The 21,089-nt window shown below is 72.2% G+C and carries 17 protein-coding genes; 3 read left to right on the plus strand and 14 right to left on the minus strand.

Annotated elements, in window-relative coordinates:
* Positions 1-172: 172 nt before the first annotated feature.
* The 8 genes from AC3AGO_RS11030 to rimP form a co-directional block, all read right to left on the minus strand.
* Positions 173-3,862, minus strand: a complete 3,690-nt coding sequence (locus tag AC3AGO_RS11030; RefSeq protein WP_487819980.1) for a trypsin-like peptidase domain-containing protein — start codon at positions 3,860-3,862, stop codon at positions 173-175.
* Positions 3,863-4,053: 191 nt separating this feature from the next.
* Positions 4,054-4,998 carry a tRNA pseudouridine(55) synthase TruB gene (gene truB, locus AC3AGO_RS11035; protein ID WP_487819981.1) on the minus strand — a complete coding sequence of 315 codons (945 nt, stop codon included), beginning with the start codon at positions 4,996-4,998 and terminating at the stop codon, positions 4,054-4,056.
* A 3-nt stretch (positions 4,999-5,001) separates the two neighbouring features.
* Positions 5,002-5,511 carry a 30S ribosome-binding factor RbfA gene (gene rbfA / locus AC3AGO_RS11040; protein ID WP_487819982.1) on the minus strand — a complete coding sequence of 170 codons (510 nt, stop codon included), beginning with the start codon at positions 5,509-5,511 and terminating at the stop codon, positions 5,002-5,004.
* A 15-nt stretch (positions 5,512-5,526) separates the two neighbouring features.
* Positions 5,527-5,823 (minus strand): DUF503 domain-containing protein, encoded by a 297-nt coding sequence (locus tag AC3AGO_RS11045; RefSeq protein WP_487819983.1) that lies wholly within the window; start codon positions 5,821-5,823, stop codon positions 5,527-5,529.
* A gap of 80 nt (positions 5,824-5,903) precedes the next feature.
* On the minus strand, positions 5,904-9,098 hold the full coding sequence (gene infB, locus AC3AGO_RS11050) for a translation initiation factor IF-2 (RefSeq protein WP_487819984.1): 3,195 nt from the start codon (positions 9,096-9,098) through the stop codon (positions 5,904-5,906).
* 152 nt (positions 9,099-9,250) lie between these two features.
* Positions 9,251-9,538, minus strand: a complete 288-nt coding sequence (locus AC3AGO_RS11055; RefSeq protein WP_487819985.1) for a YlxR family protein — start codon at positions 9,536-9,538, stop codon at positions 9,251-9,253.
* A 62-nt stretch (positions 9,539-9,600) separates the two neighbouring features.
* Positions 9,601-10,629: a transcription termination factor NusA gene (gene nusA, locus AC3AGO_RS11060; protein ID WP_487819986.1), complete on the minus strand. Its 1,029-nt coding sequence runs from the start codon at positions 10,627-10,629 to the stop codon at positions 9,601-9,603.
* A gap of 2 nt (positions 10,630-10,631) precedes the next feature.
* Entirely contained in the window at positions 10,632-11,180 is a 549-nt protein-coding gene (gene rimP / locus AC3AGO_RS11065) for a ribosome maturation factor RimP (RefSeq protein ID WP_487819987.1), read from the minus strand.
* Between the two features lie 306 nt (positions 11,181-11,486).
* Here rimP and AC3AGO_RS11070 point away from each other — a divergent pair, with 306 nt between their 5' ends.
* The 3 genes from AC3AGO_RS11070 (at position 11,487) to AC3AGO_RS11080 (ending at position 13,556) form a co-directional block, all read left to right on the plus strand.
* On the plus strand, positions 11,487-12,047 hold the full coding sequence (locus AC3AGO_RS11070; RefSeq protein WP_487819988.1) for a hypothetical protein: 561 nt from the start codon (positions 11,487-11,489) through the stop codon (positions 12,045-12,047).
* On the plus strand, positions 12,044-12,538 hold the full coding sequence (locus AC3AGO_RS11075; RefSeq protein WP_487819989.1) for a ferritin-like domain-containing protein: 495 nt from the start codon (positions 12,044-12,046) through the stop codon (positions 12,536-12,538). Before AC3AGO_RS11070 ends, AC3AGO_RS11075 begins: the two co-directional genes overlap by 4 nt.
* A 70-nt stretch (positions 12,539-12,608) precedes the next feature.
* Positions 12,609-13,556, plus strand: a complete 948-nt coding sequence (locus AC3AGO_RS11080) for an aminoglycoside phosphotransferase family protein (RefSeq protein ID WP_487819990.1) — start codon at positions 12,609-12,611, stop codon at positions 13,554-13,556.
* Positions 13,557-13,711: 155 nt separating this feature from the next.
* Here AC3AGO_RS11080 and AC3AGO_RS11085 read toward each other — a convergent pair whose 3' ends face one another.
* The 6 genes from AC3AGO_RS11085 to dxr form a co-directional block, all read right to left on the minus strand.
* The gene (locus AC3AGO_RS11085) at positions 13,712-15,418 is read right to left on the minus strand and encodes a proline--tRNA ligase (protein WP_487819991.1); all 1,707 of its coding nucleotides are present in this window, start codon (positions 15,416-15,418) and stop codon (positions 13,712-13,714) included.
* A gap of 119 nt (positions 15,419-15,537) precedes the next feature.
* Complete coding sequence (locus AC3AGO_RS11090; protein ID WP_487819992.1) at positions 15,538-16,104, minus strand: GNAT family N-acetyltransferase; 567 nt, start codon at positions 16,102-16,104, stop codon at positions 15,538-15,540.
* 24 nt (positions 16,105-16,128) lie between these two features.
* The gene (locus AC3AGO_RS11095; protein WP_487819993.1) at positions 16,129-16,974 is read right to left on the minus strand and encodes a GNAT family N-acetyltransferase; all 846 of its coding nucleotides are present in this window, start codon (positions 16,972-16,974) and stop codon (positions 16,129-16,131) included.
* A gap of 184 nt (positions 16,975-17,158) precedes the next feature.
* Positions 17,159-18,316: a flavodoxin-dependent (E)-4-hydroxy-3-methylbut-2-enyl-diphosphate synthase gene (ispG, locus tag AC3AGO_RS11100; protein WP_487819994.1), complete on the minus strand. Its 1,158-nt coding sequence runs from the start codon at positions 18,314-18,316 to the stop codon at positions 17,159-17,161.
* A 191-nt stretch (positions 18,317-18,507) separates the two neighbouring features.
* Positions 18,508-19,812 (minus strand): M50 family metallopeptidase, encoded by a 1,305-nt coding sequence (locus AC3AGO_RS11105; RefSeq protein ID WP_487819995.1) that lies wholly within the window; start codon positions 19,810-19,812, stop codon positions 18,508-18,510.
* Entirely contained in the window at positions 19,809-21,071 is a 1,263-nt protein-coding gene (gene dxr, locus AC3AGO_RS11110) for a 1-deoxy-D-xylulose-5-phosphate reductoisomerase (protein ID WP_487819996.1), read from the minus strand. The genes AC3AGO_RS11105 and dxr overlap by 4 nt, the downstream gene beginning before the upstream one ends.
* Between the last annotated feature and the right edge of the window lie 18 nt (positions 21,072-21,089).

Consider the following 21,089-nt stretch of genomic DNA (forward strand, 5'->3'; position numbering starts at 1 on the left):
TCGCCACGGGACCCGCCCCCGCGGCCTTCCGGCCCCGGATGTGCGGCACCTCACCCCGCACGCGCAGATGATCTTCCTTATCGGCCCCGTCCGGACAGCACGGCTCCGTCCGACAGCTCGGCTCCGTCCGACAGCTCGGCTCCGTCCGACAGCTCGGCTCCGTTCGGACAGCTCAGCTCCGTTCGGACAGCGCCTCGCACATGCGGCGGGCGCTCGGCCCCACGACGGCCGTCCAGTCGGCGGGCGATCCCTCGGTCCACTGCCGCACCATTCCGGCGAACCCGGGCACCTCGCGTGCCAGTCCGACCAGCCGCCGGTCGAACTCCGCCGCCCCCTCCGGCGTACGGGCCATCAGCAGCCCGATACGGCGCACCAGATCGCCGTCACCGGTGCTCCGTACTGCTCCCTCCGGCTCTCTCCGTACGACTCCGCACAGGGCGGCGTCCAGTACGGCGGGGTCGCGCTCCGTCTCCAGCAGGGTCTCCAGCAGTTCGTCCCGCAGGGCGCCCGCTCCCCCGCCGAGCGCCCCGGCGAGAGACGCGCGCAGCCGGGCGTGCCGGTCCCGCAGGAGCTCGGTGACGAGAGGGCCGATGACGGCGCGGGCGGTCGGTCCGTGGGTGAGCCTGCGCTGTATGAAGCCCGCGACGTCCTCGGCCCCGTCCGGGCACACTTCGGCGTACTCCCGCACGAGCAGCGCCGCCCTCCGCGCTATCGCCGGCGTCCGTACCTCGGCGAGGGCGCGCAGGACGTCGCGGGCGACCGCGTCCTGGGACGCGCCCGGCACGTTGTCCCGTACGCCGTGCTGCAGTCTTGCCTGGAACGCGACCAGCACCACTTCCGGATGGGTGGCCAGGGCGGCACCGAGCGCCCCTGCGAGCTCCCGTTCGCCGGTGGCCGCGAACTGCCGTACGGCGGCGTCGAGATGGTGCCCCCTGCTGACCGGGTCGCGGACGAGCAGTGCGAGGGCGGGGGCGCGCAGTGCTTCGTTCTCGTCGCTGCGGCACAGCAGGGCGAGGCCCGCGGCGCGCAGCAGCCGGCGGTCCTCGTCGGAGCCGGCGCGCTGTGCCGCACGCGCGCCGAACAGCGCGGCGGCAGTGTGCCGTTCCGCCCGTCCCGAGTGCGCCCATCGGTCGACAGCACGGCACAGGGCGGACGGTTCGTCGTGGGCGAGTTCGGCGAGCAGTTCGTCGGCCCGCGGGTGCGCGGTGTCGAGAAGGACCTCGGTCAGCTGGTCGACGGCGGCATGCCGGTGGGTGTGCAGCAGCGCCTGCGCGGCCTCGGCCACGGTGGGCACTCCGCGCCGCTCGCCTCCGGCTCCGGCTCCGGGAGCAGGCGTGGCGGGCCCGTCGTCCGGCTGCCGCCACAGCGGACGCTGGTCGCTGAACCATTCGCACAGCAGCGGCTGTACGGCGGCCGGATCGGCCGCCAGCATGTCGCCCGCCGCGTCGAGGAACCGCTCTCCCCCGCTCCCCTCCCTTCCCTTCCGCGGGCCGTCGGCGGGCAGCAGCAGCCGCAGCAGTTCGAGCCGCTCCGCCACCGGCAGGGGCAGCCGCCGCCAGAACCACGGCCCGAACTCGCCCGCCCCGCCCGCCTGATGGCCTCCTGAGCCGTCCGCCGTACGTTCCGCCTCCGCCGTCACCCGCTCGGCCAGCGCACGCAGCACACGACCGTACGGGCGGGCGTCGGGCACGCGCAGCAGTGTCTCCCCCAGCAGATGCGCGGCCCACCAGCCGGCCTCGCCCGCCGTCCCGCAGAGGGCGGCCAGCGGGCCGAGGCGTGCCGACAGCTCCTCCGGCCCCTCCCGCCGGCCGCACAGCAGCAGGGCCTGCACCACGGGGCCGATCCGGTGCCGGGGAACGGGCACAGCCGTATCGTCTCCGCCCCTCCTGTGCACCAGTCTGTCCAGCGCCGCGTCGAGATCCAGATGCCGGCCCTGCAGCCAGTCGGCGAACTCCTCGTCGGCGAACCGGTATCCGTCCCCCGCCGGCACGAGGGCCCCCTCGGCCAGCACGGCGGAGGCCCAGCCGCCGCCCCACGGGAAGACCTCCTCGAACCCCTCCCCGTCCAGCTGCCCCTCCCCCGGACCGAGGCACCGCCGCGCGGCCTCGTGCAGCTGACCCGCCACAAAAGCGGCGAGCCGGCGTACAGCGCTGCCGTTCCCCGGCGGCATGGGCCTGCCCTCCGCCGCCAGCCGTACGGCGATGCGCAGGCTCACCAGATCGAGGTACGCGGAGAACAGCGCGGCCCGCGAGAGCGCCGAACACCCTTCACCGGCCCCCTCGTTGACCGGACCACCACTCCCGCCACGGGGTACGCGCGCCCCTCCGCACGAGGGGCCCTCCTCCCCAGACGAACCGTCGTCCCCGCCGGCCATCGCCTCCCGCACTTCTGCCAGCATCCGCAGTGCCAGCGGGTGCGCCGCGTCCTGGCCGGACAGTGCGCCGTCGGGCAGTCCGTACTGTGCGCGTGCGCGCGCCGCCTGACCGGGCAGCAGTCCGCCCAGCCGCACGCAGGGCGGCAGCAGCCCGTCAGCACCGTCCCGCCTGCTGCCGTCCGCTCCGGTACGGTCCTGCGCGCTGTACAGCATGTCCGCGGGGAACAGCGCTCCCGCCAGTTCCCAGTGCTCCGGCCTGCACGCGATCGCCAGGCGCGCTCCCGCCGCCCGCAGCCAGCTCCCCGTACCGACCGTCCAGTGACGCAACTCGTGTGCCAGCCGGCCCGGCATCTCCTCGGGTGCGTCGAGCAGTACGAGCAGCGGCCGTCCTGCGTCACGGGCCAGCCGTGCGACGACGTCCGGATTGACGTCCTGCGGGTCTCCCACAAGAAGTCCGCCCGCGAGCCCCTCGCAGCTTCCGGAGGCCGCCACGATCCGTCCGGCCTCCTCCAGCGCACGCGCGACGGCGTCCCGCACGCTGTCGTCTCCCTCGCGCAGCGCGGCACCGCGCAGCCATACGGTCGGAGCCGGTGCCACTCCGCGGGCGCGCCGTGCCGCGAGGGCGGCCAGCTCAGTGGTCCGTCCGGTCCCGGGCTCTCCCACGAGCGCGACGACGGTGGCACGGCTCTCCGTGAAGTCCCGGAAGACGTCCGCCACTTCGGGCCGGGCCACCGGCCGGCCCGCCCGTTCCACGGCGTCCGCCACCGAGGTCGCGGTCAGCTGGAGGGCGCCCGCCAGGTTCAGGTCGACGCCGAAGCCGGGCACTGCCGCCCCGTTGCGCGCCAGCACCCGTCCGAGCGGCCCGTCCGGATCCCACAGCACGGCGGACCGCAGCGGCACGGCGTACGCGGACCCGAGTCCTGCCCCGTCCCCGTCCGTGTGCACGGGAGGTCCGGCGTGCAGTGCTGTGCCCAGTGCGCCGAGCACGGCGCCGGTTCGGGCGTCGAGGACGGGGGTGCCCGACGCCTGCCTGCTGAGCCGGAGTTGGACGGCCGTGGCCTCCGGCAGCTCCAGTTCGAGCACGTCCTCCAGCGGGTGGTAGCGCTCGGTCGAGGTGTAGGTGACGCGGCGCGCGCCGGTCAGCCGCGCCTCCAGCCATCCGCCGGCCCACAGCCGTACGGGAACTCCTTCCGGCCGGGGCCGCTCCGCGCCGAGCACGAGGGGCGCCGCGCCAAGCCCCTCGGCGTGTACCAGCGCCAGGTCCCATTCGGGCAGCGCGGTGATGTCGGACGCCTCGGCCAGCCGGCTGCGCTCCGGGGTCCCGTCCTCGCCCGGCGGGGCGTGCACCACGGCGCGGGTCAGCCCGTCCACCGCCTCATGGCTGGTGATCACAGTGCCCGCGGTGTCGGCGAGAAACCCCGTACCGCGCAGCCGGCCCGCCAGATCGCAGATCCGTACCAGCGTGGGCCCGCCACGCACCGCCACCATTGTCCGAACCTCCCCACCGGTCCGCCCCGCTCTTCGACGGTAGAGCGGAGTTGATCAGCAGGGACAGGGCGCACGGCGAACGCGCCCCCATGCGCGCCCACCCTCACTCCGAGCGCCCGCTCGGTCGGGTGAATCTTTATCGGCAAAGGGATAGAGAGACACCCGCGAACCGAGCGGGCGGAGCGACGGGTTCAGGCGAAGACGGCGAGGCTCTTGGCCTTGCCCTGGTGCTCCTCGACCAGCGCCAGGAATTGGTTCTCCGGGCCGAAGACGGCCACGGGCCCCGTCCGTCCGGCGCCGTTCGCGCGCGTGACGGCGGCCGGCATCTTCAACTGCACGCCGTTGCCCAGCAGTCGGGCCATCGTCGCGTCCACGTCCCAGCGCGGGAACGCGGCCGCGGCCGCCTCGCCGAGCGGCAGCAGCGACACCTCGCCGGCCTCGTCGACCTGCGTCTGCAGCTGCTCCAGCGTGCGCGCGCCGTCGATCTTGTACGGGCCCACCCGGGTCCGCTTGAGCGCCGTCAGATGGCCGCCCGTACCGAGCTTCTCGCCGACGTCGCGGGCCAGCGCCCGTACGTACGTCCCCGACGAACACACCACGGACACCAGCAGATCGGTGACCTGCGTACCGTCGTCGGCACGCTCCTCACGCACGTCGTGCACCACGAACGACGACACGGTGACCGGCCGCGCGGCCAGCTCCACGTCCTCGCCCTCGCGCACCCGCTTGTACGAACGCACGCCGTCGACCTTCACCGCGCTGACCTTCGACGGCACCTGCATGATCTCGCCCGTCAGCTCGGCGACGGCCGCGTCGATCGCGTCCCTGGCGAGGTCCCGGGCGCCGTCCGAGGCGGTCAGCTCGCCCTCGGCGTCCTCCGTCACGGTGGACTGGCCGAGCCGGACGGTCGCCACGTACTCCTTCTCGGTCAGCGCGAGATGGCCGAGCAGCCGGGTCGCCTTCTCCACCCCGATGACGAGCACACCGGTGGCCATGGGGTCGAGTGTCCCCGCGTGTCCGACGCGCCGGGTGCGGGCGATACCGCGCAGCTTGGCGACGACGTCGTGCGAGGTGAACCCGGCGGGCTTGTCGACGATGATCAGCCCGCCGGGCCCGTTGTCCTTCTTCTTCGCCACGGGTCAGGCGTCCCCGTCCCGCGTCTCGGCGTCGCCCGCCTGCTCGTCCGAGGAGGCTTCCCCGCCCGACGACGCTTCCTCGTCCTCGTCCTCGGCGGGCTTGCGGTAGGGGTCGGCCCCCGCCGCGTACGCCGCGCCCGAGGATGCCTTGCGGACCTCCTCGTCCGAGGCCTTGGCCCGGGCGAGCAGGTCGTCGATCGTCTTGGCGTTCTCCGGCAGCGCGTCCGCCACGAAGGTGAGGCTCGGGGTGTGCTTGACCCCCGCCGCCGCACCCACCGCGGTACGGAGCACGCCCTTGGCGCTCTCCAGACCGGCGGCGGCGGCCTGCCGCTCCTCGTCGTCGCCGTAGACCGTGTAGAAGACCGTGGCCTCCCGCAGGTCGCCGGTGACCCGGGTGTCCGTGACGGTCACGTGCGAGCCCAGCCGTGGGTCCTTGATCCCCCGGTGCAGCTTTTCCGCGACCACCTCACGGATGAGGTCCGCCAGCCTCTTGGCCCGTGCGTTGTCGGCCACTGGTCCGCTCCTTGCTTATTCGTCTTCATCTGTGTGGAACCGCCGCCGTACGGCCAGCAGCTCCACTTCCGGCCGGGCGGCGACCAGCCGCTCGCACCGGTCCAGTAAGTCGGTCACGCGCCCCGCTTCTCCGGAGACCGCCGCAAGACCGATGGTGGCCCGGCGGTGGAGATCCTGCTCCCCGGTCTCCGCCGCGCTCACCGCGTACTTGCGCTGCAGCTCGGCGACGATGGGGCGGATGACGGACCGCTTCTGCTTGAGCGAATGTACGTCGCCCAGCAGCAGGTCGAAGGAAAGAGTTCCCACATACACCCGGTGATCGTACGAGAGACGGCCGGGGCCGATCGACGGAGTTTTCCCTCTCCGACGACCGGCCCCGGCCTTCCGCGAAATCAGCCGCGCGGCTTCTCCCGCATCTCGTACGTCGCGATGACGTCGTCAACCTTGATGTCGTTGTAGTTGCCGAGGTTGATACCACCCTCGAAACCGTCACGGATCTCGGTGACGTCGTCCTTGAACCGGCGCAGGCCCTCGATGTTGAGGTTCTCCGCCACGACCTTGCCGTCGCGGATGACGCGCGCCTTGGTGTTCCGCCGGACCTCGCCGGAGCGGATGAGCACACCCGCGATGTTGCCGAGCTTGGACGAGCGGAAGATCTCGCGGATCTCCGCGGTACCGAGCTCGACCTCCTCGTACTCCGGCTTCAGCATGCCCTTCAGGGCTGCCTCGATCTCCTCGATGACCTGGTAGATCACCGAGTAGTAGCGGACGTCCACGCCCTCGCGCTCGGCCAGCTGCGTCGCGCGCCCCTCGGCGCGGACGTTGAAGCCGATGACGATGGCGTCGGAACCGGTCGCCAGGTCGATGTCGGTCTCGGTGACCGCACCCACACCGCGGTGCAGGATGCGCAGGTCGACCTCTTCGCCGACGTCGAGCTGGAGCAGCGAGGACTCGAGAGCCTCCACCGAACCGGACGCGTCGCCCTTGATGATGAGGTTGAGCTGCTGCACCTCGCCGGCCTTGAGCACCTTGTCCAGGTCCTCCAGCGAGACCCGGCGGGTCCGCTTGGCGAACGCGGCGTTGCGCTCACGGGCCGCACGCTTCTCGGCGATCTGACGGGCCGTACGGTCCTCGTCGACCACCAGGAAGTTGTCGCCCGCGCCCGGGACGTTGGTGAGACCCAGCACCAGGACGGGGGTCGAGGGACCCGCTTCCTTGATGTTCTCGCCCTTGTCGTCGAGCATCGCGCGCACCCGGCCGTAGGCGTCGCCCACGACCATGGTGTCGCCGACCTTGAGCGTGCCGCGCTGCACGAGCACGGTCGCGACGGCACCGCGGCCACGGTCGAGGTGTGCCTCGATCGCGATGCCCTGCGCGTCCTGCTCCGGGTTGGCCCGCAGGTCGAGCGCGGCGTCCGCGGTGAGGACCACGGCCTCCAGCACGGACTCGATGTTCTCGCCCTGCTTCGCGGAGATGTCGACGAACATCGTGTCGCCGCCGTACTCCTCGGCCACCAGGCCGTACTCGGTCAGCTGACCGCGCACCTTGGTCGGGTCGGCACCCTCGACGTCGATCTTGTTGACCGCGACCACGATCGGCACCTCGGCCGCCTTGGCGTGGTTCAGCGCCTCGACCGTCTGCGGCATGACGCCGTCGTTGGCCGCGACGACCAGGATCGCGATGTCGGTCGACTTGGCACCACGGGCACGCATGGCGGTGAAGGCCTCGTGACCCGGGGTGTCGATGAAGGTGAGCTTGCGCTCCTCACCGTTCACCTCGGTCGCGGCCTGGTACGCACCGATGTGCTGGGTGATGCCGCCGGCTTCGCCCTCGATGACGTTGGTCTTGCGGATCGCGTCCAGCAGGCGGGTCTTGCCGTGGTCGACGTGACCCATGACGGTGACCACCGGAGGACGCGCCACGAGCGCCTGCTCGCCGCCCTCGTCCTCGCCGAACTCGATCTTGAAGGACTCCAGGAGCTCCTTGTCCTCCTCCTCGGGGCTGACGATCTGAACCGTGTAGTTCATCTCGTCGCCGAGGAGGGCCAGAGTCTCGTCGGAGACCGACTGGGTCGCGGTGACCATCTCGCCCAGGTTCAGCATCACCTGGACCAGCGACGCCGGGTTGGCGTTGATCTTCTCCGCGAAGTCGGTCAGCGAGGCACCGCGGGAGAGACGCACGGTCTCGCCCTTGCCGCGCGGCAGCATCACGCCGCCGACCGACGGCGCCTGCATCTGCTCGTACTCCTGGCGCCTCTGCCGCTTCGACTTGCGGCCACGACGCGCCGGACCGCCGGGACGGCCGAACGCACCCTGTGTGCCACCACGGCCACCGGGACCGCCGGGACGACCGGCGAAACCGGGACGGCCACCGCCGCCACCACCGGGACGACCGGCGAAACCGCCGCCGCCACCGGGACGGCCCGGGGCACCGCCGCCGCCACCGGGACGGCCGGCGAAACCGCCGCCACCGCCCGGACGACCGCCGCCGCCACCACCGGGACGACCGGCGCCGCCACCGCCACCGGGACCGCCACGGCCGGGCGGGCCCGGACGCGGACCGGTGGCCGGACGCTGCGGCATCATGCCCGGGTTCGGACGGTTGCCGCCGCCGGGACGGGGACCGCCCTGACCCTGGCCGCCGCCCTGGCCGCCACCCTGCGGGCGCGGCATGTTGCCCGGGCTCGGACGGTTACCGCCCGGAGCCTGCGGACGCGGACCGCCGCCCTGGCCACCCTGGCCCTGGCCGCCGCCCTGCTGACCCTGACCCTGGCCGGGCTTGGGACCGCCCTGGCCCTGACCGGGCTTCGGGGCGCCGCCGGGACGGGGCGCCTGCGGGCGCGCCATGCCGGTCGAACCGCCGGACGTGAAGGGGTTGTTGCCGGGACGCGGACCCTGTCCGCGGCCACCCGGCTTGGGGGCCTGACCCGGCTTCGGAGCCTGGCCACGGCCGCCCTGGCCCTGACCGCCCTGACCCTGGCCGCCGCCCTGCTGGCCCTGGCCCTTGGCGGGCTGGCCCGGCTTCGGGGCACCCGGCTTGGGGGCCTGCTGGCCCGGCTTCGGCGCACCCGGCTTCGGGGCGTCCGAGGCCGCCGCCGCGGGGGCGGTGAACTCCGGCTTCGCGGGGCTCGGCTTGGGAGCCGCGGGACCCGGCTTCGGGGCACCCGGGGTCACGGCGCCGCCGTCGGCGCCACCGGCCTCGCCCTTGTCGGCCGGGGTCTCGGAGGCCGGTGCCTCAGGGGCCGGGGCCTCGGGGGCCGGCTTGGGAGTGGGGGCCTGACCGGGCTTGGGAGCCTGGCCGGGCTTCGGGGCCTGCTGCCCCGGCTTGGGAGCCTCGTCGTCACCCTGCTCGGGTGCGGCGGGCTTGGCGGCGCTCTTCTTCGGCGCCGCGGGCTTGGCGGCGGACTTCTTGGCGCCGTTGGCGCCACCGCCCGCCTCAAGCGCGTCGGTCAACTTACGAACGACCGGCGCCTCGATGGTCGAGGACGCCGAACGGACGAATTCCCCAAGTTCCTGGAGCTTGGCCATGACGGCCTTGCTTTCGACTCCAAGCTCCTTGGCGAGCTCGTATACCCGGACCTTAGCCACTTCGCTCCTTACGGCCCGGGGGATCGTCCGCCGGACCTTCGCTACTTATGCATGGGCGTACTCATCGCGTACTCATCGAGTGCTCATCGCAATCTCGACCTACTTCCAACTCGCGAGGTACCTCTCCCGCACGGGGATCCGTGCGGGCGCTCTTACGGTTTCGCCTGCCTGATCAGCTGCACCTGTTCGCACAAGTCCGCGGTGTCGAACGGTCCCGGGCCCCTGAAGGCCCGGTTGAACGCCCGGCGGCGGACGGCCTGTTCGAGACAGACCGGTACAGGGTGCAGATACGCACCCCGGCCGGGCAGCGTACCGCGAAGATCGGGGACGATTCGCCCCTCGACCAACACCACCCGCAGCAGATCGCGTTTGTCCGAGCGCTCCCGGCAGCCCACGCACGTTCTCTCAGGGCACACGCGGTCGCGCGTCCGGTCAGACACTGCTTAAGTCTACCTCCCCGTGCGCCCGAACCCCTTGGCGGGTAAGGGCGCTACCGGAATTTTCAGCCCTGCTCGGCAGCGTGTCCGGGGGGCGCACCGGCGTCCGGCGCGGCGGCGTCCGCCGTGTCCGGACGGATGTCGATACGCCAGCCAGTGAGCCGCGCGGCGAGCCGGGCGTTCTGCCCTTCCTTGCCGATGGCCAGTGACAGCTGGTAATCGGGCACGGTCACGCGGGCCGAACGGGCCGCCAGATCGATGATCTCGACCTCGCTGACCCGGGCCGGGGAGAGCGCGTTGGCCACCAGCTCGGCCGGGTCCTCGGACCAGTCGACGATGTCGATCTTCTCGCCGTGCAGCTCGGCCATGACATTGCGCACACGGCCGCCCATCGGGCCGATGCAGGCGCCCTTGGCGTTCAGACCCGAGCGTGTGGACCGCACCGCGATCTTCGTACGGTGGCCGGCCTCGCGGGCGATGGCGCAGATCTCGACGGAACCGTCGGCGATCTCCGGCACCTCGAGCTCGAAGAGCTTCTTGACCAGATTCGGGTGGGTGCGCGACAGCGTCACGGACGGGCCGCGGACCCCCTTGGCCACCCGCACCACGTAGGTACGCAGGCGTGCGCCGTGGGCGTAGTCCTCGCCCGGCACCTGCTCCTGCGGCGGGAGGATCGCCTCGAGGCGGCCGATGTCGACCAGCACGCTCTTGGGGTCCTTGCCCTGCTGCACCATGCCCGCGACGATGTCGCCCTCGCGGCCCTGGTACTCGCCGAAGGTGACCTCTTCCTCGGCGTCCCGCAGACGCTGAAGGATGACCTGCTTCGCGGTGGTGGCCGCGATCCGGCCGAAACCCGTCGGGGTGTCGTCGAACTCGCGCGGCTCGGCGCCCTCTTCGAGGTCGTCCCGGCCCTCCTTGGCCCACACGGTCACATGGCCCGTCTTGCGGTCCAGCTCGACCCGGGCGTCCTTACGGCTGCCGTCGGTCCGGTGGTAGGCGATCAGGAGGGCCGATTCGATCGCCTCGACCAACAGATCGAGGGAGATCTCCTTCTCCCGTACCAGCCCGCGCAGGGCGGTCATGTCGATGTCCACGGCTACGCCTCCTTCGTGCTCTCGTCGTCGTCGGCGGCCGCGGACTCGTGCTGCGCCTGCTCAGCGGCCTTGGGGTTGAACTCGATCTCCACGCGCGCCTTCGCGATCCCGTCGAACGGGAGGCGGCGCTGCGTGGGCTTCCGCCCCTTCACCCCGGGAATCTCCAGGTCCAGACCCTCGTCGTCGACCGAGACGATGCGGGCGGTCAGTTCGCCGCCGCCCTCCCCCTCGGTGAGCTGGATTCTGATCAGCCGACCGGTGGCGCGGCGGTAGTGCCGCAGCTCTGTGAGCGGGCGCTCGGCACCGGGGGAGGTCACTTCCAGTACGTACGGCGAGCCGCCCATCACGTCCGACTGGTCGAGCAGATCGGACAGTTCGCGGCTGACCTCGGCGCAGGTGTCGAGCTGGACTCCGTCGTCGGAATCGACGGTGACGCGGAGCACTCGCCGCTTCCCGGCGGGGGTCACGTCGACCTCTTCGAGGTCGAGCCCCCTCTTGCTGACAAGCGGTTCCAGCAGTCCGCGCAGCCTCTCGCTCTGGGTGGTGCTCATCCGGGTGACTCCTCGGCCGCGTGTGCTGTTGTAGGGAAACGTCAGTGGCGCCGGGGGGCGCTGCACGGGGGGCGTGCCACAGCAAGCCTATCGTCTGACGCGAGCCACGCCGACCAGACCGGGAGATCTGTAAGGGATGTGTGGGGCGTCCGGGTATGGGTGTCCGCCGCCGGGGGTGGCCGCTCCTGCGGCGGACCCGCGCGCGGGTACTCTCGCGTGGCGGTGATCACCGGAGTCCGCCCCGCTCCGGCCCGCGCAGATGTTCACCACGGCCGGGCGGAGCAGCCCGAGTTCAGGAAGTGCAGCATGCCCCCCTCGCCGCCGGTCCCCCTGCCGCCTCCGCCGACCCCGGCCGGCACGCGTCCGCGCAGGCGGTCGCTGCTCGCGGGCACGCTCGGGGTCCTGGGCGCGCTGGGGTTCACCGCCGGCTGTTCCGGCGGGAGCGACGACAGCCGGAAGGCTCCGGAGCGCTCGGCGGGTGCCGTACAGCTGCGCGGGACGGCGGCCGGACGCAGCCGCGCGCTGCTCGCCCGCTACGACGCGACCACCGGGAAGCACGCCGGTCTGGCAGAGCGGCTGGCGCCGCTGCGGGCCTCGGTCGCGCTGCACGCGGAGGCGTTCGGGGGACGTACGGAGAAGGGCCGCGGCAAGGGCGGGCGGCCGCCCGGCGTACCCGGCGAGGAGAAGGAGGCGCTGGCCGCGCTGGCGGAGGCGGAGCGGCGCACGGCGGACGCGCACACCGCGGCCCTCGCGGACGCGCCGCCGGAACTGGCCCGGCTGCTGGCCTCGGTGGCCGCGGCGGGTGCGGCGCACGCGTATCTGCTGGGCCGGCCGGACAGCGCGGAGGGCGAGGGTGACGCGGCATGAAGGAGATCGACGCGGCCCGTGCGGCGCTGGCGGCGGAGCACGCCGCCGTGTACGGCTACGGCGTGGTCGGCGCACGGGTGGACGACAGCCACGGCGAACAGGCACGCGAGGGGTACGACGCACATCGCGCGCGTCGTGACACGCTGCGCCGCCGGGTACGCGAGCTGGGCGGCGAACCGGAGCCGGCAGCGGCGGCGTACGCGCTGCCGTTCGCGGTGCCCGACAGCGCGGCGGCGGTGCGGCTGGCGGCGGAGCTTGAGGACCGGGTGGCCGGCGTGTACGCCGATCTCGTACGGGCCAGCCGGGGCCCGCGCAGGCGCGACGCGGCGGGGGCGCTGCGGGAGGCGGCGGTCCGGTCGGTCCGCTGGAAGGGCAGCGGCGTAGCCTTCCCTGGGCTGACCGAACGCGGCGGCTCCGAGTCCCCCGGCCCCGCGCCGTCGGGTTCACCGGGGCCGGGCGGCGGTCCGTCGGCGCAGCCCGGCTCGTACTGACGGTCCGCCGGGGCCGCCCGTACAGCGGCCGTCATGATGAACTCTCGCTGGGAAAGGCCCCGTTGACCGTATGACCTCCGCACTGTCCGACCCCCCGCAGCGGCTCGTACGTTCCCTGGGTGCCCTGGGGACGCAGGCCGGCGCATCCGTCGCACAGGCGGGTGACGACTGGCTCGGCGCGCTGCCGGAACTGCTGCAGCGGGCGCTGGACCGCTGGGAGCTGACGCCCGAGCGGATCGTGTCGCCGGGCGGACGCAGCAGTGTCATCGCGCTGGTCCGGCAGGCCGACGGCGCGCCTGCCGCGCTGAAGCTGCTCGCGCCCGGCTTGACGACGGCGGAGGTGCGCGCGGAGCGGGAGGCGGCCGCGCTGCGGCTGTGGGACGGCTGGGGCGCGGTACGGCTGCTGCGCGCGGAGCCCGCGGACGGCGCGCTGCTGCTGGAACGGCTGCACGGGGAGATGTCCCTGCGCTCGCTGCCGGAGGCGAAGGCACAGCTGGAGGCGGTGTCGGCGATTCGGCGGCTGTGGATCGCGCCGGACGGCGCGGACGGGCTGGAGTCCGTCGCCGAACACACGGCGGAGGAGGCCGGGTTCCTGCGCACCGCGGCGCCGGATGAGGTGCGGCCGCTGGTGGACGAGGCGCTGGAGCTGCGGACCGCGCTGACGGCGGACGAACCCGAACGGGTGCTGCTGCACGGCGACTTCCGGCAGGGCGCGGTGCTGGCCGCGGACGCGGAACGGGCGCCGTGGCTGACGGTCGGGCCCGAACCCCTCGTGGGTGAGCGGGCGTTCGACCTGGCGCGGCTGGTCCGGGACAGACTGCACGACCTGGTGGCCTCGCCGGGCGCCGCGGCGGCGACACGGCGCCGGCTGAACAAGCTCGCCGACTCCCTCGACGTGGAGCCGGAGCGGCTGCGCGGCTGGGCGCTGTACCGAGCGGTCGAGTCGGGGGTACGCCATATCGCGGGCGGCGCACGGACCGACGGTGAACTGCTGCTGGAGTTCGCCGGCTGGCTGTGACACACGGGAAGGGCCCGGACGGCAGTGCCGTCCGGGCCCTTCTGTATGCGTGCCGGCCTGTGCGCGGCTGTGCCGAACTGTGCTCGGTGCCGACGGGTGTTCGGTGCCGGCCTGTACTCGATACCGGCCTGTGTTCGGTCAGCCTGTGCTCGGTGTCAGCCGACGAGGCGGGCGATCGCGTCGGCGACGGGGAGCTCTTCGCGCTCGCCGGTGCGGCGGTCCTTCAGCTCCAGCAAACCGTCCTTGACGCCGCGGCCCGCCACCAGGATCTTCGGGATGCCGATCAGCTCCGCGTCGGTGAACTTCACGCCCGGCGAGACGCTCGACCGGTCGTCGACGAGCACCCGTACGCCGGCCTCGCCGAGCTTCTCGGCGACCTCCAGCGCGGCTTCGGTCTGTGCGGCCTTGCCCGCGGCGACGACGTGCACATCCGCCGGGGCGATCTCCTTGGGCCAGCACAGGCCCTGCTCGTCGGCGCTCTGTTCGGCGAGCGCCGCCACAGCGCGGGAGACGCCGATGCCGTACGAGCCCATGGTGACCCGGACGGGCTTGCCGTTCTGGCCGAGCACGTCGAGCTCGAAGGCGTCCGCGTACTTGCGGCCGAGCTGGAAGATGTGGCCGATCTCGATCGCCCGGTCCAGCTCGATGCCCGCGCCGCACTTGGGGCAGGGGTCGCCCTCTTCGACGACGACGACGTCGATGTGGTCGTCGATCTCGAAGTCACGGCCGGCGACGACGTGGCGGGCGTGCTTGCCCTCCTTGTTGGCGCCGGTGACCCACTCGGTGCCGGCGGCGACGCGGGGGTCGGCGATGTACCGGAAGGCCTTGCCCGCCATGCCGTCCTGCGGGCCGACGTAGCCGCGGACGAGGTCGGAGCGGCCGGTGAAGTCCTCGGCGGTGACCAGTTCGACCGTCGCGGGCGCGAGCTGCTCCTCCAGCTTGCCCATGTCGACCTCGCGGTCACCGGGCACGCCGACGGCGACGATCTCCCCGTCGACCTTCACCAGCAGGTTCTTCAGGGTGGCGGAGGCGGGCACGCCCAGGTGCGCGGCGAGGGTCTCGATGGTGGGGGTGTCCGGGGTGTCCAGCTCCTCCACCGCGGGGTGGCCCTCCAGCGAGCCGGGCTCCACGGACACGGACACGGCCTCGGTGTTCGCCGCGTAGCCGCAGGAGGGGCACTGCACGTACGTGTCCTCGCCGGCGGCGGCCGGGGCCAGGAACTCCTCGGAGGCCGAGCCGCCCATGGCGCCCGATGTGGCGGACACGATGCGGTAGTCGAGGCCGAGGCGCTCGAAGATCCGCTGATAGGCGCCGCGGTGCAGCGCGTACGACTCCATCAGGGCCTCGTCCGAGACGTCGAAGGAGTAGGAGTCCTTCATGGTGAACTCGCGGCCGCGCAGGATGCCGGACCGGGGACGCGCCTCGTCCCGGTACTTGGTCTGGATCTGATAGATCCTCACCGGCATGTCCTTGTAGGACGCGCACTGGTCCTTGACGATCTGGGTGAAGATCTCCTCGTGCGTCGGGCCGAGCAGATAGTCACCGCCCTTCCGGTCCTTGAGCCGGAACAGCTGGTCGCCGTACTCCTCCCAGCGGCCGGTCGCCTCGTAGGGCTCCTTCGGCAGCAGCGCGGGCAGCAGCACCTCCTGGGCGCCGATGGCGTCCATCTCCTCGCGCACGACGCGCGTGACGTTCTCCAGGACGGTCTTGCCCAGCGGCAGCCAGGTCCAGATGCCGGCCGCGGTGCGGCGGACGTACCCGGCGCGGACGAGCAGTTTGTGGCTGAGCGTCTCGGCGTCGGCCGGGTCGTCGCGCAGCGTCTTCAGCATCGACCGGGACATGCGCTGGACTCGGGCTGCCATGAGGTTCTCCTGCTCGGACCGTACGAAGTGCGTTGGATGTGGGGGCGAGCCTATCCGGCGGCGGGTTCGGCACGGAAATGGCTTTGCCCGCGGAGCCGTTCGGCCGCGCCCGCCCGCCGTCAGCCGCGCAGCAGCGGCAGCGGTGCGCCCATGACGGCGTACGGGCTGGGCGCGCTCGGGAAGACCACCCTGCGCGCCAGATCGCGGTAGCCGAGGCGGTGGTAGAGGGCGCGGGCGGGGCTGTCGGTGTCGATGGCGGACAGCAGGGACCGCGGTTCGGCCGCGCCGTCGGTGATGGCGGTGATCAGCTCCCGGCCGATGCCGAGCCGCTGGTACCGGGGGTGCACGTGCAGCTCGGTGATGACGAACGCGTCGTCCAGCCAGTCCTCGAAACCGCCCTGCCGCAGATAGGGATGCACGACGCTGGACCACCACTGCGTACGGTCGTTGGGCATCCCGTACACGAAACCCACGAGCCTGCCGCGGCCGGTGGTGGCGCCCAGCGCTCGGGCGCCCGGCGAGGTGAGATGGCGCAGCACGATGTGCCGCCGGACCCCGATCTCGTCGTCGGTGAGTCCGAAGGCGAGGGCCTGGACGGCGAGCGCGTCGTCCACGCGCGCGGCCAGATCGAGCGGGCCGACGACGATGGACTCACCGGGGTCCTGCTCCCCGCGCGAATGCAGCATGCGGGGGAGGTTACTGGATGACCGTCAGAACAGAACGCTCATGAACGCGCCGACCTCCCGGAAGCCCACACGCCGATAGGCGGCGCGGGCAGCCGTGTTGAAGTCGTTGACGTACAGGCTGACGACGGGCGACACGTCCTCGAGCGCGTAGCGCAGCACCGCGGCCATGCCGGTCTCGGACAGGCCCTCGCCGCGCCGGTCGGGCGCGACCCAGACGCCCTGGATCTGGCAGGCCCGCCGGGTGGCGGCTCCGATCTCGGCCTTGAAGACGACCCGGCCGTCCTCGATGCGCGCGAACGACCGCCCGGATCCGACGAGTTCGGCGACGCGCGCCTGGTAGATGAGCCCGCCGTCCCCCGCCATGGGCGAGACGCCGACCTCCTCGGTGAACATGTCGACGCACGCCGGCATCACGATGTCCATCTCGTCCTTGCGCACCCTGCGGACCAGCGGGTCGGGGCGTACCTCCGCCGACGGCCGGTCGGCCACCATCAGCGGCTGCGGGACGCGCACTTCGCGCGGAGGGCCCCAGTGCGGCTCCAGGTACGACCAGAGCGCGGCGGTCGGTCCCTCGGGGCCGACGACGGAGGAGCAGCGGCGGCCCTGCCGGCGGGCGCGTTCGGCGAAGGCGCGCACGGCCTCGGGGCCGGCGCACATCGGTACGAGGTTGGCGCCCGCGTAGCACAGCGCCTCCAGGCGACCCCGGTGGTACCAGCCCCACATCTCGCCGCCGAGCCGCCACGGGTCGAGTCCGGAGACCTGGACACGGGCGGTCACGAAGGCATTGTTGACGGGCTCGCGGTGCAGTACCGCGAGGACGTCGTCGAGCTCTGCGGGGTCGACGACACGGGTGGAGGTGGTGGTCAGCACGTGGTGTCTTGCCTCACCGTGACGGGCCCGGTGGGCCGGGGAGCAGCTGTTCGCACTGTATCTCCCCGCCCCGGTTTCCACCCGGCCCGCGGTCCCATGCCGTCCGGATCGCCCGTATCGTCCGGGCTGCAGCGTTCCGGGTGATCCGGGCCGGGCGCGGGCAGTGCGGGCAGTACGGAGCAGGTCAGCCGGCGACGGAGATCTCGGGCTCGCCGGACTCCACGCCGTCCTTCTCCATCTGCTCGGCGATCTTCTGCGCCTCGTCGATCAGCGTCTCGACGATCTTGGACTCGGGCACGGTCTTGATGACCTCGCCCTTGACGAAGATCTGGCCCTTGCCGTTGCCGGAGGCGACACCGAGGTCGGCCTCGCGGGCCTCGCCCGGGCCGTTGACGACGCAGCCCATGACGGCGACGCGGAGCGGGACCTCCATGCCGTCCAGGCCGGCGGTCACCTCGTCGGCGAGCTTGTAGACGTCGACCTGGGCGCGGCCGCAGGACGGGCAGGAGACGATCTCGAGGCGGCGCTGGCGCAGGCCGAGCGACTCCAGGATGGAGATGCCGACCTTGCACTCCTCGGCGGGCGGCGCGGAGAGCGAGACCCGGATGGTGTCGCCGATGCCCTCGCTGAGCAGGGCGCCGAAGGCGACGGAGGACTTGATGGTGCCCTGGAAGGCGGGGCCGGCCTCGGTGACGCCGAGGTGCAGCGGGTAGTCGCACTGCGCGGCGAGCTGCCGGTAGGCGTTGATCATCACGACCGGGTCGTTGTGCTTGACCGAGATCTTGATGTCGCGGAAGCCGTGCTCCTCGAAGAGCGACGCCTCCCACAGCGCGGACTCGGCCAGGGCCTCGGGCGTGGCCTTGCCGTACTTCTCCAGCAGACGCTTGTCGAGCGAACCGGCGTTGACGCCGATCCGGATCGGCGTCTTGGCGGCGGAGGCGGCGGCCGCGATCTCCTTGACCTTGTCGTCGAAGCTCTTGATGTTCCCGGGGTTGACGCGCACGGCGGCGCAGCCGGCGTCGATCGCCTGGAAGACGTACTTCGGCTGGAAATGGATGTCCGCGATCACCGGGATCTGCGACTTCCGCGCGATCACGGGCAGCGCGTCGGCGTCGTCCTGTGTGGGGCAGGCGACCCGGACGATCTGGCAGCCGGACGCGGTGAGTTCGGCGATCTGCTGGAGCGTGGCGCCGATGTCGGCGGTGCGCGTCGTGGTCATCGACTGCACCGAAACGGGCGCGTCGCCTCCGACGGCCACCGGGCCGACCATGATCTGACGGCTCTTGCGGCGCTCCGTGAGCTTGGTCGGTACGTCCGGCATTCCGAGCGAAATCGCTGTCATCAGGCGTGCAACCCCATGGTGTGGAACAAGGTCCCGAGATCGACGGGCTCCGGGTCCAGAGGTTACGACACCGGTGGGCCCCGGAGCACATTGCGCCGTGGATTTACGGAAGAAGTACGGAAAAGTTGGACGGCCGGTCACAAAGGGACCGGCCGTCCGGGCGGGCGGTTCTACGCCGTCCCCGCGGGCCGCTATCCGGCCAGTTTCACGGGGTTGACGACATCCGCCACGAGGACCAGCAGCGTGAAGCAGATGAAGACCCCGGCGACGACGTACGCGACCGGCATCAGCTTCGCCACGTCGAAGGGGCCCGGGTCGGGCCGCCGGAACACCTTGGCGAAGGCCCGCCGGAAGGACTCCCACACGGCGCCCGCGATGTGCCCGCCGTCGAGCGGCAGCAGGGGCAGCATGTTGAACAGGAACAGCGACAGGTTGAACCCGGCGACGAGCAGCAGCATGGTCGCCACCCGCTGCGTCGGCGGGATGTCGAGGGAGAACACCTCGCCGCCCACGCGGGCCGCGCCGACGACGCCCATCGGGGAGTCCTGCTTGCGCTCGGCTCCGTCGAAGGCGGCGTTCCACAGGTCGGGCACCTTGGACGGCAGGGCGACCAGGGCCTCGACGCCGGACGTCATCATGTCGCCCATGCGCTCGGTGGCCTGCGGGAGGGACTGCTGTACGACGCCGCTCGCGGGGGTGAACCCGAGGAACCCGGCGGTGACGTACTGGCCCTCCTCGTAGCCGCCGTGTCCGTCGGACTTGGCGACCTTGTTCTCGATGAGGTCGGCCCGCAGCGTCTGCTGGGCGCCGTTCCGGTCGATGGTGAGGGTGGCGGGACCCGTGGTGTCGCGGATCTGCTGCTGCAGGTCGTCCCACTCGCCGACGCGCTGCCCGTTGAACGCGACAATCTTGTCGCCGGGCTTCAGTCCTGCCGCTTTGGCCGGTGAGTCCTTCGCCCCGCCGGTGCACTTGTCGCTCTGCGCGGACGCCGGGATGACGCACTCGGAGACCGAGGAGACCGTCGTCGTCTGCGTGTTGACGCCGAACGTCATCATGACGGTGAGGAAGACCACGACCGCCAGGATCAGGTTCATGAACGGCCCGGCGAACATGACGATGGTCCGCTTCCAGGGCGCGCGCGTGTAGAACAGCCGCTTCTCGTCGCCCGGCTGCAGCTCTTCGAAGGCCGCGGCGCGGGCGTCCTCGATCATTCCGCGGAAGGGAGAGGTCGAGCGGGCCCGCAGGGCGCCGTCGTCGCCGGGCGGGAACATCCCGATCATGCGGATGTAGCCGCCGAGCGGTACGGCCTTCACGCCGTACTCGGTGTCGCCCTTGCGTTTGGAGAAGATCGTCGGGCCGAAGCCGACCATGTACTGCGGCACGCGGATGCCGAACATCTTCGCGGTGGAGAGATGGCCGAGCTCGTGCCAGGCGATGGAGAAGAGCAGGCCCACGACGAAGACGACTATGCCGAGGATGGTCATGATGGCCGTCATGCGTGTGCCTCCGCCGCTGCGGTCGCCAGTTCACGGGCGCGTGCGCGCGCCCAGGTCTCGGCGGCGAGGACATCGTCGAGCGTCAGCCCGGTTCCCGGCGGAGTGCCGTGCTCCTCGACCACCGCGGCAACCGTATCCACGATCCCCGTGAAGGGCAGGCGCCCGGCCAGAAACGCGTCCACGCACTCCTCGTTGGCGGCGTTGAACACGGCCGGCGCGGTGCCGCCGAGCTCGCCGACCTTGCAGGCGAGCTGCACGGAGGGGAAGGCCTCGGTGTCCAGCGGGTAGAAGTCCCAGGACATCGCCTTGCGCCAGTCGAAGACCGGGCCCGCGTCCGGCACCCGCTCCGGCCAGCCCATGCCGAGCGCGATGGGCAGCCGCATGTCGGGCGGCCCGCACTGGGCGAGGGTCGAGCCGTCGGTGAACTCCACCATGGAGTGCACCGCGGACTGCGGGTGGACGACGACCTCGATGCGGTCGAACGGGATGTCGTACAGCAGGTGTGCCTCGATCACTTCGAGGCCCTTGTTGACCAGCGTCGCCGAGTTGACGGTGATGACCGGGCCCATCTCCCAGGTGGGGTGGGCCAGCGCGTCCTTCGGCGTGACCTGCGCGAGCTCCGCCCTGCTGCGGCCGCGGAACGGTCCGCCGGAGGCGGTGACCAGCAGCTTGCGGACCTCGCCGCGGGTGCCGCCGAGCAACGCCTGGAAGAGCGCGGAGTGTTCGGAGTCCACGGGCACGATCTGACCGGGTTTCGCGAGGGCCTTCACGAGGGGCCCGCCGACGATGAGGGACTCCTTGTTGGCGAGCGCGAGGGAGTGGCCCGCTTCCAGCGCCGCGAGGGTGGGGGCGAGGCCGATGGACCCCGTGATGCCGTTGAGCACGGTGTGACAGTCGCCCGCCGCCAGTTCGGCCGCGGCGTCGGGGCCGGCCAGGACGTGCGGGATCGGCTCCCCCACGCCGTACTCGGCGCGCAGTGCCTCGCGCAGTTTGATCGCCATGTCCTCGCGGGCGACGGCGACGGTGCGCACCTGCAGTCTGTGAGCCTGCCCGGCCAGCAGCTCCACCCGCCCGCCCGCGGCGGACAGTCCGGTCACCCGGAAGCGGTCGGGGTTGTTCAGCACCACGTCGACGGCCTGGGTGCCGATCGAACCGGTCGACCCGAGGATCACGATGTCGCGCGGCCCTTCGGGCACGCGCTCCCCGGGCAGGGGGCGCAGGTGCGGATCAGCGAGAGAGGCTGCTGGGCTGTCGGTCATGGCTCCATTGTGTCTGCT

Source organism: Streptomyces sp. BL1, assembly GCF_057628045.1.

Coding starts and splice junctions, on each gene's coding strand:
- AC3AGO_RS11030 (WP_487819980.1), bottom strand. CDS start 3,862: ATGGTGGCGGTGCGTGGCGGGCCCACGCTGGTACGGATCTGCGATCTG.
- rimP (WP_487819987.1), bottom strand. CDS start 11,180: ATGAGCACCACCCAGAGCGAGAGGCTGCGCGGACTGCTGGAACCGCTT.
- AC3AGO_RS11070 (WP_487819988.1), top strand. CDS start 11,487: ATGCCCCCCTCGCCGCCGGTCCCCCTGCCGCCTCCGCCGACCCCGGCC.
- AC3AGO_RS11075 (WP_487819989.1), top strand. CDS start 12,044: ATGAAGGAGATCGACGCGGCCCGTGCGGCGCTGGCGGCGGAGCACGCC.
- AC3AGO_RS11080 (WP_487819990.1), top strand. CDS start 12,609: ATGACCTCCGCACTGTCCGACCCCCCGCAGCGGCTCGTACGTTCCCTG.
- AC3AGO_RS11085 (WP_487819991.1), bottom strand. CDS start 15,418: ATGGCAGCCCGAGTCCAGCGCATGTCCCGGTCGATGCTGAAGACGCTG.
- AC3AGO_RS11090 (WP_487819992.1), bottom strand. CDS start 16,104: ATGCTGCATTCGCGCGGGGAGCAGGACCCCGGTGAGTCCATCGTCGTC.
- ispG (WP_487819994.1), bottom strand. CDS start 18,316: ATGACAGCGATTTCGCTCGGAATGCCGGACGTACCGACCAAGCTCACG.
- AC3AGO_RS11105 (WP_487819995.1), bottom strand. CDS start 19,812: ATGACGGCCATCATGACCATCCTCGGCATAGTCGTCTTCGTCGTGGGC.
- dxr (WP_487819996.1), bottom strand. CDS start 21,071: ATGACCGACAGCCCAGCAGCCTCTCTCGCTGATCCGCACCTGCGCCCC.